The organism is Mesorhizobium escarrei, from assembly GCF_935825525.1.
Lineage (GTDB): Bacteria > Pseudomonadota > Alphaproteobacteria > Rhizobiales > Rhizobiaceae > Mesorhizobium > Mesorhizobium escarrei.
Map to the genome: position 1 here is coordinate 52724 of NZ_CAKXZT010000168.1, position 15886 is coordinate 68609.

Annotated in this window: 3 protein-coding genes; 2 read left to right on the top strand and 1 reads right to left on the bottom strand. The window is 65.7% G+C overall.

Annotated features, from left to right (window positions below):
* Positions 1–199: 199 nt before the first annotated feature.
* Entirely contained in the window at positions 200–5680 is a 5481-nt protein-coding gene (locus NMG80_RS31250) for an alpha-2-macroglobulin family protein (RefSeq protein ID WP_254021690.1), read from the bottom strand.
* Between the two features lie 304 nt (positions 5681–5984).
* Between NMG80_RS31250 and NMG80_RS31255 the strand changes: the two genes are divergently transcribed.
* Together NMG80_RS31255 and NMG80_RS31260 are read left to right on the top strand one after the other, a co-directional pair.
* Positions 5985–7913: an autotransporter assembly complex protein TamA gene (locus NMG80_RS31255; protein WP_254021691.1), complete on the top strand. Its 1929-nt coding sequence runs from the start codon at positions 5985–5987 to the stop codon at positions 7911–7913.
* Positions 7913–15829: a translocation/assembly module TamB domain-containing protein gene (locus NMG80_RS31260; RefSeq protein ID WP_254021692.1), complete on the top strand. Its 7917-nt coding sequence runs from the start codon at positions 7913–7915 to the stop codon at positions 15827–15829. The genes NMG80_RS31255 and NMG80_RS31260 overlap by 1 nt, the downstream gene beginning before the upstream one ends.
* Positions 15830–15886 lie beyond the last annotated feature (57 nt).

Here is a 15886-nt window from a genome sequence, read left to right on the forward strand (position 1 = left end):
GGGGCTGTCATGGCCCACGGCGGCGTTTCTGCAGCGTTCGAGATTGGCGAAAACTTCGGCGCAGGCCTCTTTCTCCCCGTCACTATACGGGGAGAAATGTCCGGTCCACCCTCCGCAGCTGCAGCGCAGCTGCTGCGGAGGACGGGCAGGGCAATGAGGGGCAGCGCCATCGCCATGTTCCTGTTCGCCATCCTTTGCCTTACGGCGCTTTGACCTCCATCATGCCGGTGGCGGTGCGGGCCGAATATTGCGGCCGGTACATGTCCTCGACGGTTGCCGCCGGGTGGGCATAGGTGCCCGGCGTCACCGCACGCACGACATAGGCGAGCGTGATGTTGCGGTCGCCGTCGCCATCGTTCGGATTGAAGGCGGCGACGAAACGGTCGTCGCGGAATTCGAGATGGGCGGCGTCGGTCTGGGCCAGCCAGGAAAAATTCGACAACTGGGCGCTGGAAACCAGGCCCGGATTGTCGATCTCGAAGCCGGCAGGCAGCAGATCGGTGATCAGCAGCCGCGACGGCCATCTGTTCTGCTCGTAGATATTGAGCACGACGACATAGCGTTCGTTCTGGGTCGCCTGCGTGACATTGGCTTCGGTGCCGTCGAGCTTGTAGTAGGTGCGACCGATGGTGAAGCCGTCGCCGCCGGCCGGCAGCGGCTGGATCGGCGAGGCCACCGTGGTGACGACCGCCTGCAGCGGCTTGCTGCCGGTGTTGGCGACGGTCAGCGGGCTGTCGGCAATGTCGCTGCCGGCGGTCTGGTCCGAATAGGCGCCGGCATGCGGCGCGCCATTGATGGTCAGCGCGATCGCATCATTGCCGGCCTTCAGCGCACGCGTCGCCAGCAGCATCCAGGACTCGTCCTGCGTGCTGGTCCATCTGACGGCGGCGCGTTCCTGCGTCACCCGCTTGATCAGCGCCAGCACGATCGCCGGCACTGGCTTGGATTCGGCGGCAAGCGCCAGCATCGCCGCGCCGTCACGCAGCGGCGAGCCATAATCGGATCTGTAGTAGTCGTATGCGGAGGTCGAATTGGCCAGTTGCAGGGCGGCCTGGAAGGTGGCTTCCGAGCGCTGCGTGTCGCCATAGAGCGCCAGGCCCGCCGCCAATTGGGCGACGGCCATCGGGCTGGTAAAGGCTTCGAGCTGGGTGTCGGCGTAGTAGCGCAGATCGCCGATCGAGGCCTTCTTGTTGCGGGCCAGAACATAGAGCGCATAGGCGATCTCGCTGCCGCGATCCTTGACGTCCTGGTCATAGCCGATCGCGTTTTGCAGATTGCTCAGCGCCTGGTTCATCGCCAGGGCCGGCACGTCGTATTTCTGCTCGCGCGCCCGGGTCAGGAAGTCGGTGACATAGGCGTCGAGCCACAGGTCGCCTGAGCCCGGGCCCCACAGGCCGAAGCTGCCGGCCGAGGCCTGATAGCTCAGCACCTTGTAGATGGCGTCCTGGATGCGGCCGTGCAGGTCGGCGTCGCTGGCCATGCCGATGCCCGACGCCATCTCGTTGACATAGAGCAGCGGCATGGCGCGGCTGGTGGTTTGCTCGGCGCAGCCATAGGGGTAGCGGTCGAGCGTCATCAGCAGCGACGGCACGTCGAAGGCCGCCGCCTGTGAAACGCCGACGCTGACCGAAGCGCCGTCGAGCAGGCTTGCCGCCAGCAGCTCCTTGTCGACGCGCAGCGAGCCGCCATTGCCCTTGAGGTCGACCACCATGCGGGTGGTCACCGGCAATTGCGCCGGGCGCACCGGAACATAGAGCGTCTGCTCGACGGCGGTGCCGTCGGCATGGGCGAGCTTGATGGTGATCGAGGCGTTGCCCGGCGTCTCAGCGATCAGCGGCACGGTCAGCGTTTGCCGCTTGCCCTTGGCCAGCGTCAGCTTTTCGGGCAGGGCGGCATTGCCGGTCGAAAGGTCGCCGGTGGTATCTATCGACAGCGCATAATCGCCCTCCGGACCGTCGGCGTCGGTGACGTCAAGCCGCATGACGGCCGAATCGCCGGGCGCCAGGAAGCGCGGCAGGCCGGCGGTGATCACCACCGGATCGCGCACGATCACGTCGGACTGGGCATGGCCGACCCCGTCCTTGGTCCAGGCGACGGCCATGACGCGCACGGTGCCGTTGAACTGCGGGATGTCGAAGTCGATCCGCGCCTTGCCGTCGGCGTCGAGCTGGACCGGACCGGAGAAGAAGGCGACCAGCTTTTCGGTCGGCGGGCTGCCTTGCGACTGGATGTTGGCGCCGTCGCCGCCGCTGCGCAGCTTGCCGGTCGTGCCCAGCGAGCCGTCGATCAGGCGGCCGTAGAGGTCGCGTACTTCAAGGCCGAGCATGCGCTGGCCGAAGAACCAGGTCTCCGGATCCGGCGCCTTGTAGTTGGTCAGGTTGAGGATGCCGACATCGACGGCCGCTACCATGACATAGGCGTTGGCGCCCGGCTGGACGCCGGCCACCGAAACCGGGATCGACAGCTGCTGGCGCGGCATGGTCTTGTCCGGCGGCGTCAAGCTGACGGCGAGCTTCTTGGAGCCCGGATCGACCTTCAGCCATTTGACGCCGATGGCGCGCGCCGGCATGCGGGTTTCCTGCGCATCGCCCGGCCTGAACAGCGTTGCCGTGACATAGGCACCGGCGCCCCAGTCGTCGCCGACCGGGATGTCGATGGTGGTGCCGCCGGCCGGCACGCTGGCGGTGACGGTCTTCAAGAGCTTGTCGGCGCCGATGGTGACGAGCAGCTCGCCGGCAAAATGCGGCGATACTTTGAGCTTGGCCACTTCGCCCGCCGCGTAATTGTCCTTGTCGAGGGCGATCTCGAGGCCATCGGGCGTTTCGGTGGTGGTGGAGCTGACATACCAGCCGGCGTCGAATTCGTAGCTGGTCGCCGGGCCTTCCGGGTCCGAGGTCTCGATCTCGAGCCGATAGCGGCCCCAGTCGACCGGCAGTGACACGGTGGCCTCGCCGTTAGCGGTCAGGTCGACCTGGCCGTTGGCCACCGACTTGGTGAAAGTGACCGGCTCATAATTCCAGGAATTGCTCGAGCGGTACCATTGGTAATTGCGTTCGACCTTGACCAGCGACCATTGAGCGCCCTGCAGCGCCTCGCGCTTGCCGTCGGTGTCGACGGCAATCAGGCTGAACTTCGCCGTGCCGCCTTGCGGCACCTCGTCGCCGTCGAAATCCGGGCGGATGCCGATCATGTGGCCCTGCGGCCGGACGCCGATGTTGAGCGAGCGCTCGACGGCGCGGCCGCCGGTCTCGCGCATCCTGACCGTAACCTTGGCGTCGACCAGCTTGGTGGTCGAGGGCAACTGGTCGACAGAAACCGGGAAGGTAGCCTTGCCGTCCTCGCCGACCACCGGCAGGCCGGTGAACGGGGTGACCGACGGTTCCGCCGACTGCTCGTCGGCGAGGCCGAAGGAATAGCCCTTGAAGCGATCCCAGTCGCGGGTGGTCGACAGCGTCAGCTCGCCTTCGAGCGCTAGCCCGGCGGCCGGCGCGCCATAAAGGAAGCGGCCGTCGACGGTGACGTTGGCGGTCTCGCCTTGCGCGATCTCCTGCTTGTCGGAGGACAGGTCGAACTCGATGCGATCCGGCACGAAATCTTCGACCAGGAACATCTGGCTGGCGACCGCCGCCTGCTTGGGGTCGGTGTGGATCGCCACCGTCCAAGTGCCGCGCATGGCGTTGGGTTCGAGCGGCAGGTCGACGGCATGGCCGCCGGCCGATGCGCCGTCGCTGACGATGCGGCGGTTCTCGACGCCGTCGGGACGGGTGAAGATGAAGGTCAGCGGCAGGTTCTCGACCGCCTTGGCGGCGCCATCGCGGGCAAGTGCTGCGACATGGACGTCCTCGCCGGCGCGGTAGATGCCGCGTTCGGTCCAGGCATAGACGTCGAGCGCGCCTGGCGCCGGACGTCCGGTGACGCCGCGATCGGAAAGATCGAAGCCGGCGCGGCCCATGTCGAGGAAGACGAAGTCGCTGTCATCCTGCTTGGCTGTCAGTACGGCCGGCACCATGCCGCCGTCGCCGCGCGTCAGTCCGGGGTTGAAGACGGCGCGGCCTTCCGCGTCCGTGGTTGCGGTGCCGAGGATCTCGTTGTTCCTGGCCAGCAGCGTCAGTTCAGCGCCTGATATCGGCTTGGCGGTTCCGAGCGAACGGGCAAAGACGTTCAACCCATCCTGTCCGGTATAGGTCGACAGGCCGATATCGGAGACGACGAACCATTGCGTGGCGCGCGAATCATAGTCGTCGTCGTTCTTGTCGACCGGTTGCGCGGTCAGCACATAGACGCCGGGTTTGCGCTGCGGCAGGGCTTCGTCGACCGGGAAGGAGGTGGTGACTTCCTTGTTCAGGTCGTTAGCGATGTCGAGCTGGCCCTGCCAGACGGGTTCGCCCATCTGATCGGAAATGTTGGAGATGTCGTAGCCGTCAAGCTGGCGCAGGAACTGGTAGCCGGACAGAAGCTGGGTCAGAGAACGGTCGCCGATGCGATAAAGCTTCATTTCGGCGGCGCCCATGTTGACGGTGACGACCGGGATGCCGCGGCGCGCGCCGGCCGGCAGCACGAAGCTGTCGCCGGTGAAACGGGCAGACGGGGCGCGGTCCTGCACATAGATCGACAGCACCACCGGGGTGGTGATCACCTCGCCGACGGCGGCCGGCAGGCCGGGGCGGAAGGTCACGTCGTAATGCTGGCCGTGCTCGAGCCCTTCGACGCAGATCTGCTTGTCCTTGGCCTCGACGCCCTTGGGCGCGGCGTTGTCGACGGTGACGAATTGCGAATAGTCGACGCCGGTCTTGACCAGGTCTTCTGAAAACTGCGCGCAGATGCGTGGCGCGCTGGTGTCGGCGTCGACCGTGTGATCGACGACGCGGAAGCCCTTGCGCGCCTTGAGGTCCTGATAGGCGGCCGCGACCCAAGGCGAACTGACCAGCGCGAGGCTCGCTTCGTAGGCCTGCAGGGCCGGCCGAGCGAGGTCGCGGCGATCGAGCCCGTCGCCAAGCAGTGCCAGCGCTTCGGCGCGCGTTTTTGTGGTGCGCAGCAATTTGAAGGCGTTGAAGCCGGCGGAGGTGGCGTTCGCCGGCAGGGTCGACGCCTCCGGGCTGTTGGCGGTCGGCTGCACGGCAAGCGTTTCCCGCGCCAGTTCAAGCCAGAGTTGGCCATCGTCGGGCAATACCGAAACCAAAGCTTCGTATTTTTGAACGGCCAAGCGGTGGTCGCCGGTCTGCGACGCTTGCTTTGCCGCCTCCCGCAGCGCCGTCAGCCCTTCGGTGGGCTTGGTGTAGGCCGGGCCGGTGAGCCTGTTGCGGTATTGCTGGGCCTGGTCGGCCATCCAGGCGGGGAAGAAGGCGAGCTCCGGCGGCGCGCCGATATCGGGGTCGCCTTCGACGTTGACGACCTTGCCGGCGACGGCGCCCTTGAAGGGCTTCAGCGTGTTAAAATCGGATTTGAGAAAACACCATTTGGCCTTGGGGTTGTAGGTGAAGGCGCGGCAGGCGGGATCGCCGAGACATGTCGTCGTACAATGATCGAGGCTGACATTCTGGTCGGATCTGAGGTCGAAGCCGAAATAATCGGAATTTTCCGATGTCACCACCCGGCGCGCTTCGGCCGCTTGCGCGACACTGCCCGAGGCGAAATAGAGAAGAAAAAGAATCGACAGACCACGAGCCGCGCGCATTGCCATGACACCCCTCCGGACACTGCTTACGTTACGTCCAATTTACGTCCAGGCATGTTCAAGCTTCGGTCCAGCTTGTCAACACAAGGACGCGGCAGGTTCCCGCCTGCCAACGGTTTCCTTTCCGGCCGATGACCGGTAGTACCTCCATAGGACAGGGATCACGCTTTCTTGCGGCGACGCAGAAGGTGTGAATTCCAAGCCCTGTCCATTTCAGACAATTGGATTGTGGCAATTGGATTGTGGCCCGTTTACGAGCAATTCAGAACTTCATTCCAATTTTAGCTTTGGCCGCTAGTGTAGAGTTGTAATGTCGGCGTATGAAAGGCAGATGTGGGGAGGAACCGCGCCACGGCGCGTGTTTTCGCTCGCCTTGCTTTCCGCCTTGCTATGCTCGACTGCACTGATTGGCGCGAGCGGAAATGCGGCCGCTTTCGAGATCTTCGGCATCAAGCTGTGGGGATCGTCGGAGGATGAAGATGCCGACATCGTCGATCCGCTGCGCTATGCGGTTACAATCGAGGCACCCGACGCCGACGAGGATCTCGCCGAGAAACTCGAAAACGCCTCGGCGCTGAAGGACGACGAAGAACGTCCGGTCTCCGGTTCGCTCGGCCTGCTGGCCAAGGCGCGTGCCGACCGCGATCAGCTTGTCGCCGCCCTTTATGCGGACGCCCGCTACGAGGGCGTCGTCACCATTACCATCGAAGGCAAGCCGCTCGACGATTTGCCGCCAGACGCCGAATTCTCGGGTCCGCAGCCGATTCCGGTGGTGATCAACATTGCGACCGGGCCGAAGTTCACGCTTGGCGACATCAGGCTGGAGGGCGACGCGGCGGGGCTGGCTGGCGCCGATTTCGGCCTGATCGCCGGCGGCGATGCCGGTTCCGGTGCCGTGCTCAAGGCCGAGGCGTCGATCGTGCGGGCGCTCAAGGAGGAAGGCAGGCCGCTGGCCAAGGTGACCGCCCGCGAGATCGTTGCCGATCACGCCACCTCGACGCTCGACGTGACGCTGACCGTAGCGGCCGGGCCCGTTGCCGGCTACGGCGACACCACGGTCGAAGGCACCGAAAAGGTCGACCGCAATTTCACCGAATACATGATCGGCCTGAAGCGCGGCCGCCAATATTCGCCGGAAGAGGTCGACGAGGCGCGCGACCGGCTGCTCGGGCTGGAAGTCTTCAACAGCGTGACGCTGAAGGAGGCCGACGGTCTCGACGCCGACGGCAACATCCCGATCGGCGTCGAAGTGAGCGAGCGCAAGCCGCGCTATTTTGGCCTTGGCGGCACCTTCTCCAACACCGAGGGGCTCGGCCTCGAAGGATATTGGGGTCACCGCAATCTGTTCGGCCGTGCCGAAAAACTGCGCATCGAGGGCGAAATCAGCGGCATCGGCAGCAATGAGCTGACGGAGCTCAACTACAATGCCGGCATCATGTTCGAAAAGCCGGGCGTGGTCGGGCCGGCGTCTAAATTCTTCGCCGGCGTCAACACCGTGCTGGAGCATCCCGACGCCTACGACCATTTCTCAGTCAAGGGCAACACCGGCCTGTCTTATGACCTCGACCGGCAGCAGACGGTTTCCGCGGAAGTCGCGCTCGACTATTCGAAGATCACCGATTCTTTCGGCAAGCACACCTATCTGATTGCCAGCATTCCGCTGCGATATGTCTACGACAGCCGCGACAACCGGCTCAACCCGACGACCGGATTCAGGGCACTGGCCTATGCCGAGCCGAGCTACGACATTTTGAACGGTGCGGCCTTCGTCAAGCTGAGGGGCGAAGGATCGGCCTATCAGTCGCTCGACGCGGCCTCGAAGTTCGTCCTGGCCGAACGTGTCGCCATCGGCTCGATCATCGGCGCCGGCCTTCAGGACGTTCCGGCCGACCGGCGCTTCTATTCCGGCGGCGGCGGCTCGGTGCGCGGTTATGCCTATCAGGGCATCGGTCCGAAGGACGTCGACGGAGAGCCGATCGGCGGGTTATCGTTCTTCGAGACCTCGATCGAGATGCGCATCGCCATCACCGACACGATCGGCGTCGTGCCGTTCGTCGACGCCGGCGCCGTTTCGACCAATCAATTTCCGGATTTTTCTGGCATGAAGGTCGGCGCCGGCGTCGGCTTGCGCTATATTACGCCGTTCGGACCGCTGCGCATCGACGCGGCGGTGCCGCTCAACCGGGGTCCCGACGACCCGGATTTCGGCATTTATGCCGGCATCGGCCAGGCGTTCTGATGACAATGTTCAAACGCGTCCTTCGCATTGTCCTTTACCCGCTGCTCATCCTGGTGGCGGCGGTGGTCGGTGTGCTCGTCGTGCTGACCAAGACCGAGCGCGGCCGCGACAATCTCGCCGGCATCATCTCGACCGTGGCCTCGACCGATGACCGGAAGGTCACGGTCAGCGGCATCGACGGCATCTGGTCCGGAGCCCTGACCGTCGACCATGTGGTGCTGGAGGATCGCCAGGGCGCCTGGCTGGTGGCGCGCAAGGTGGCCGTCGACTGGTCGCCCCTGGCGCTTCTGTCGAAGAACTTCAGCGCCGGCCGCGTCGCCGCCGATCGCATCGAGCTGGCGCGGCTGCCGGTAGCCGGCACGCAGCCGAGCCAAGGTGGCGCCACCACGCTGCCGGTGTCGCTTGACATCAAGCAGATCGACCTGCCGGAAATCGCGCTTGGGCAGGCACTGGCCGGCAGCGGTATCGCCGAGCTCGCGGCCAAGGGATCGTTCAAGGCCGATGCGGCGCCATTGGCGCTCGAAACCAGCCTCAACATCACCCGCCACGACGGCAAGCAAGGCAGGGTCGATGCCAACATCCATTTCGCGCCCGCCGACAACAAGCTGGACCTCGATCTGAAGGCATCGGAGCCGGCCGGCGGCATCATCGCCAATCTACTCAAATTGCCCGATGCGCCGCCGGTCAACATCGTCGTCACCGGCACCGGGCCGGTCGCCAACTGGAGCGGCATCGGTACCTTTGTCGTCGACGGCCAGATCGTCACCCAGCTCACCGGCCGCCACCAGCTCACCGACAAGGGCAACTATGTCGAGGCCAAGGGCGACGGTGACTTCCAGCGCTTCTTGCCCGAAAATCTGAAATCCTTGTTTGCCGGCAAGACCAGCTTCGACCTCGCCGGAACCGCGATCGTGACGGGCGGCGTCGAAGTCGAGCGCGCCAGCATCGACAGCGATGCCGTGCATGGCACCGCTGCGGGCATCATCGACCCCAACGGCGCCAGCGACCTTTCGGTGGAACTCGCCGCCAAGGGTCCACCAATCGTGCTCAGCCTCGGCGCCGCGGCGCAGCCGGTGACGGTCGCGATTACCGGCGCCACGGCCCGCGCGTTCGGCGGCGGCAAGGCGCCGATAGTCGACATCGGTGCGTCTCTGGTCTCGGTGGTGGCGGGCGGCACCCGGGTGGACGATCTGGTGGCCGAAATCCATTCCGACGGCTTCGACATCCAGGACCGCAGCGGACCGGTCACCATCAAGCTTATCGCCGGCGGCCTGAACACCGACGTGGCGACGCTGGCGCCGCTGGTGACCGGCAGGGTCACCGCTGACCTCGCCGGGTCGGTCAGCAAGGACGAGATCGTCGTCGATCAAGGCACGCTGCGCAGCGATGCCCTCAATGCCTCGGTGACATCCAGGGTGACGCTGGCCGATCTGGCGATGACGCTCAAGATGAATGCCGATGCCGTCTCGACTGCGCTGCCGCCGCAGATCCGCCCGGTTCTCGGCGAGCGTGTGACATTCTCGGCGACCGCGACCCGCGACCCGCAAGGCTTGTTTGCCGCCAATGCGCTGCAACTCACTTCGGGCTCACTCAGCGCCAGCGGCACCGCCAGCGCGACGGGCACCGACATCCAGGCCGACATCAGGGGCACGCTCGGCGACGTTTCGGTGCTGTCGCCGATGGTTGGCGTACCAGTCGGCGGAGCCGTCAATTTCGCGCTGACGGCGAGCGGCGCGCGCTCGGCGCCGGACTTCTCGGTCTCGGCCGACAGCGACAGTCTGACCGCGTCGGGCCGGACGGTCAAGACGATCAAGCTGACTGCGACGGGGAAGGCCGACATCGTCAATCCGGCTGCCGATGTCGCACTGACCGGGTCCGTCGACGATCAGCCGCTCGATCTCAGGGCATCCTTGGTGACGAGCGACGGAACGCGTTCCATCAACGGGCTTAGCCTGTCGCTGGCCGACAATAAGGTCTCGGGCGATCTCGTGCTCGACGACAGCTTGCTGCCGCTCGGCACGCTGACACTCGAAGCGCCCGATATCGGCCCGCTGGCTGCGCTTGCCGGGCAGACGGCGGCCGGCGACGTGCGGGGCAGCATCCGCCTCTCGAATGATCGTGGCGCGCCGACGGTAGCCATCGATATGACGAGCGGGTCTATTTCGCGCGGCGATCTGGCGGCGAAGACCATCGCCGTCAACGCGCTGGTCGCCAACTATCTCAAGTCACCGGCGATCTCCGGCACGATCAGGGCCGATACGGTCACATCGGGAACCACCGTGATCAGCGGTATCGGTGTCGATTTGAAGCGCGACGGCGACTGGACCGGGTTTTCCGGCGGCGCCACCGTCGCCGGCATTCCGGCCACCGCCGAAGGCAGGGTGAAGATCGCCGACGGCACGACAAACGTCGAGATCGCCTCGGGCGACGCGACCATTCGCGGCATCAAAGCGGCGGTCGCGCAGCCGTCGACCCTGAGCATCGCCAATGGCACGGCCAGCATCGAGAAGCTGATGCTCGATGTCGGCGGCGGATCGGTGACCGTGTCCGGCACCGCCGGCCCGACGCTCGACCTCGCGGCGGAGTTTTCCGCACTGCCGGCCGCCCTGGCCAATGATTTTTCACCCGGCCTCGTCGCCGCGGGTACGCTCGGTGGAACGGCGCAAGTGACGGGACCGTCGGCAGCCCCCAACATTCGTTTCAAGGCGCAGCTCAGCGGCGCCGAGACCAGCCAGACCCGCCAGGCGGGGCTCGGGCCGCTCACCTTCGATGCGGCAGGCAGTTTCTCCTCCGCCGGCGGCATTGCCATCGACCACGCGATGCTTGCAGGAGACAAAATTTCCGGCAAGGCCGCCGGCACCATCAATCCGAACGGCGCCAGCGATTTTGCGCTCGACCTAGCTTCGACCGGTCCGAGCCTGCCGCTGGCGCTTGGCAGCACCGAGAGCCCGATCAATCTCGAGTTGCAGGCGCTGTCGGTGGAGGTCGCGGGGCAGGGCATGCAATCGACGCTGAATATCTCCGCGACACTGCCGTCGGTCGCCACCAACCTCGCCAAGGCCGAAGGGATCGCGCTTGCGCTCCATTCCGACGCCTTCGATCTGAAGGGCCGGACAGGGCCGATCTCCGGCACGGTGACGGCGGACAAGATCGGCCTGGACAATCCGACCATCGCGCTGCTGCTCGCCGGAAAGATCACTGCCAAGGTCGCCGGCGATCTCGCTACCGATACCATCGTCATCGACAGCGGCTCGGTGACGAGCGAGGTACTGGACAGCGGCTTTAATGGAAGGGTCTCGCTGGCCGATGGCGCCATCGATCTCAACCTCAGGGCGGTTGCGGCTTCCGCAGCACTGCCGGCGGCAGTGCGCGGCGTGCTCGCCGAGCGGACGCAGCTCAGCGCGGCACTGAAGCGCGACGCCAACGGCAATGTTATCGCCAACGCCATCAGGCTGGTCTCAGGTGCATTCAGCGCCGACGGTCAGGCCAGGCTCGCCGACAACAAGGTCAGCGCCGACGTCAAGGGCGCGCTGGCCGACATCTCGCTTCTGTCAAAGGATGCCAAGGGCGCCATAACGTTCGCGCTGGACGCGCAGGGCGCTGGTACAGCGCCGGACCTGTCGCTGACAGTCGACAGCGACCGGCTTTCGGTGGCGGGGCGAGAAATCACCGGGCTAAAGCTCACCGCGACGGGGAAGGGCGACATCGCCAGCCCGGCGGCCGATATCTCGCTCACCGGATCCGTCAATGACGAGCCACTCGATTTCAAGGCGTCCCTGGTAACGCGCCAGGGAAAGCGGTCCATAAACGGACTAAGCCTATCACTGGGCGACAACAAAGTTTCGGGCGACCTTGCTCTCGACGATCGATTCCTGCCGCTCGGCACGGTGGCGCTGGATCTACCCGATATCAGTCCGCTCGCAGCCCTGGCGCTGGAAAAAGCTAACGGCGACGTGCGTGGCACGATCGCGTTCTCGAAGACCGGCAATGCGCCTGATGTCGCCGTCAAGGCGACCACAGATTCAATTTCGCGCGGCGACCTTTCGGCAAAGACGGTCACCATCGATGCGCTGATTGCCAACTATCTCGCCGCACCGGTGATCTCCGGCACGATCAAAGCCGATACGGTCACTTCGGGGGCCACCGTGATCAGCGGCATCGATGTCGATCTCAAGCGTGACGGCGACTGGACAGGCTTTTCCGGCGGCGCCACCGTCACGGACATTCCGGCCAGGGCCGACGGCAGGGTGAAGATCGCCGACGGCACGACAAGTGTCGAGATCGCTTCCGGCGAAGCGACCATTCGCGGCATCAACGCGGCGATCGCGCAGCCGTCGAGCTTAAGCATCGCCAATGGCACCGCCAGCATCGAAAAGCTGATGCTCGATGTCGGCGGCGGATCGGTGACCGTGTCCGGCACCGCCGGCCAGACGCTCGATCTTGCGGCAGAGTTTTCTGGGTTGCCGGCCGCCCTGGCCAATGATTTTTCACCCAGCCTCGACGCCGCGGGCAGGCTCGGTGGAACGGCGCAAGTGACGGGAGCGTCGGCAGCCCCTGACATTCGTTTCAATGCGCAGCTCAGCGGCGCCGAGACCAGCCAGACCCGCCAGGCGGGGCTTGGGCCGCTCAACCTCGACGCGGCAGGCAGCTTCTCCTCCGCTGGCGGCGTCGCCATCGACCGCGCTACGCTTTCAGGAGACAAAATTTCCGGCAAGGCTGCCGGCACCATCAATCCGAACGGCGCCAGCGATTTTTCGCTCGACCTGGCCTCGACCGGCCCGAGCCTGCCGCTGGCGCTTGGCAGCACCGAGAGCCCGATCAAGCTCGAGTTGCAGGCGCTATCGGTGAAGGCTGCGGGGCAGGGCACGCAGCCGCAGCTCGACATTTCCGCTGTGCTGCCTTCGGTCGCGACGAAATTTAGCGATGTCGAGGGGCTCACCCTGGCATTGCACTCGGACGCTTTCGACGTGAAGAGCCGCACGGGGCCGATCTCCGGCACGGTGACGGCAAACAAGATCGGCCTGGACAATCCGACTATAGCGCCGCTGATCGCCGGCAGGATCACGGCACAAGTCGCCGGCAGCCTGGCGACTGACGCCATCGTCATCGACAGCGGGTCGGTGACGAGCGACGCGCTGAACACCGGCTTCAATGGAAGGATCTCGCTGGCCGACGGCGCCATCGACCTCAACCTCAAGACCGACGCCGTTTCCGCGGCGCTGCCGGCGGCAGCGCGCGGCGTGCTTGCGGAGCGGACGGAACTCAGTGCCGCGCTGAAGCGCGACGCCAATGGCAATGTCACCGCCAACGCGATCAGGCTGGTGTCCGGCGCGCTGACCGCCGACGGGCAGGCCAGCCTTGCCGACAACAAGCTCACCGTCGACATCAAAGGCGCGCTGGCCGACATCTCGCTTCTGTCCGGGGATGCCAACGGCGCCATCGCCTTCGCGCTGAATGCACAAGGCGCCAGCACCTCGCCCGACCTGTCGCTGACGGTCAACAGCGACCGGCTTTCGGTGGCCGAACGCGAGATCACCGGGCTGAGGCTCACCGCCACCGGCAAGGCCGACGCCGCCAACCCGGCGGCCAATGTCCAATTGACCGGAAATGTCGCCGGCCAGCCCCTGCAAGGCAGTGCCGTGCTGGCTACATCCGACGGCAAGCGCGCCATCGACGGGCTTCTGCTGTCGCTCGGCAAGAACCGGATATCAGGCGACCTGGCGCTTGATGAGGCGTTCGTGCCTGAAGGCACTGTGGCGCTCGACCTGCCCGACATCGGACCGCTCGCAGCCCTTGCGCTGGAAAAGGCGGAAGGCGACGTGCGCGGCACGATCGTCTTCTCGAAGGCCGGCAATGCGCCTGAGGTCACCATCAAGGCTTCGACGGCTTCGATCTCGCGCGGCGATGTTTCGGCGAAGACGGTGACCATCGACGCATCGATCGCCAACTATCTCGCGGCACCGGTGATCTCCGGAAAAATCCGTGCCGATAGCGTCACCTCCGGCGGCACCGTCATTCGCGGCATCGATGTCGATCTGACCCGCGACGGCGACTGGACCGGCTTTTCCGGCGGCGCCACCGTCAAGGACATTCCGGCCAGGGCAGCCGGCCGCGTCAGGGTCGCCAACGGCACGACGACGGTCGAGCTCACCTCCGGCGAGGCGACCATGCGCGGCATCAAGGCGGCGATCGCCCAGGCCTCGACCATCACCATCGCCAACGGCACCACCAGTCTGGACAGGCTCGCGCTCAACCTCGGCGGCGGCACGGCGACGGTTTCGGGCAAGGTCGGGGAGGCGCTCAATCTCAACGCGACGCTGGCGCGGGTGCCGATGTCGCTCGCCAACAGTTTCTCGCCCGGCCTCGATGCCGCCGGCTCGATCTCGGGCACGGTGACGGTGACTGGCGCGCCGGCCAATCCGGCCCTCGCCTTCAAGGTCGACGCCGCAGGCGTCCAGACGTCGCAGACCCGCGGCGCCGGTTTCGGCGGCATGGGCGTTTCGTCCTCCGGCACGTTTTCAGGCAACCGACTGAGCTTCGACGCCAACATGAGCGATGCCGCCGGTCTCGGCCTCAAGGGCGGCGGCACGATGACGACGTCGGGCACGCCGACGCTTGATCTCGACTTTTCCGGCAAGGTGCCGTTCGCCTTCCTGACCCGGACACTGGCCGCGCAAGGCCTGTCGTTGAGCGGCACCGCCGACGTCAATTTGAAGGTGCGCGGCCCGGCGACGGCGCCGGTGATTACAGGCACGGTCCGCACGTCAGGCGCCCGCCTGATCGATGCACGCTCGGGACTTGCGATCAACGATATCACAGCCGATGTGGCGATCGGCGGTGGCGTCGCCAGGATCAACCGCCTGACCGGCAATTTGTCGACGCGCGGCAGCCTGTCGGCCAGCGGCACGGTCGGCATCAATCCGGCGCAAGGCTTTCCGGCCGACCTGTCGGTCAAGCTCGTCGACGGCCGCTACACCGACGGCAGGGTGGTCACCGCTAATCTCGGTGGTGACCTGACCATCAAGGGGCCACTCGCATCGGCGCCGGTGATCTCGGGCACGATCAACCTGGCCAAGACCGTCATCACCGTTCCCGAAAAGCTGCCGGGCTCGCTTGAGGCGCTCAACGTCAGGCACAAGAACGCACCGGCCGCCGTGCGCGCGCAAGACAAGGCGTTGCGCCCGGCGACGGCGAGCGGCAGCAGCGCTGGCGGCGGCCTCAACCTCGATGTCACGGTCAACGCGCCCAGCCAGATCTTCATCCAGGGCAGGGGTGTCGATGCCGAGCTTGGCGGTTCGCTGCGGCTGACCGGCCCGGCATCGTCGCCGCAAGCGGTCGGCACCTTCACCTTGCAGCGTGGGCGGCTGTCGATCCTGGCCAAGCGGCTGACCTTCACCGAAGGCACGGTCGGCTTTTCGGGGTCGCTGGTGCCTTATCTCAATCTCACGGCGACATCGACGACGAGCAGCACCACCGTCACCATCGTGGTGTCGGGCGAGGCGACCAATCCGAAATTCAACTTCTCGTCGGTGCCGGCGCTGCCGGAAGACGAGGTTCTGGCGCAACTGATTTTCGGCCGCTCGATGTCGAACCTGTCGCCGCTGCAGATCGCCCAGCTTGCCGAAGCCGCCGCGCAACTGGCCGGTATCGGCGGCTCGACTTCGCTGCTCCAGAACCTGCGCAGCGCCATCGGCGTCGACGATCTCGACGTCATCACCGACGAGGAGGGCGGCACCGCGGTCTCGGCCGGCAAATATCTCAACGACCGCACCTATGTGACGATCCAGAAGGGCGACAAGCCGGGTTCGGGCAAGGCGGCGATCGATCTCGATGTCGGCCGCGGCGTCAAATTGCGCGGCGAAGCCACCGACGCCGGCGAAGCCAAGGGCGGCGTTTTCTACGAACGCGAGTATTGAAGCCGGCCGTTGCGAAAGGCTCCGGCAGTCCGACAGTCGTCGCCGGTCTGGCACGCT

Coding starts and splice junctions, on each gene's coding strand:
- NMG80_RS31250 (WP_254021690.1), bottom strand. CDS start 5,680: ATGGCAATGCGCGCGGCTCGTGGTCTGTCGATTCTTTTTCTTCTCTAT.
- NMG80_RS31255 (WP_254021691.1), top strand. CDS start 5,985: ATGTCGGCGTATGAAAGGCAGATGTGGGGAGGAACCGCGCCACGGCGC.
- NMG80_RS31260 (WP_254021692.1), top strand. CDS start 7,913: ATGACAATGTTCAAACGCGTCCTTCGCATTGTCCTTTACCCGCTGCTC.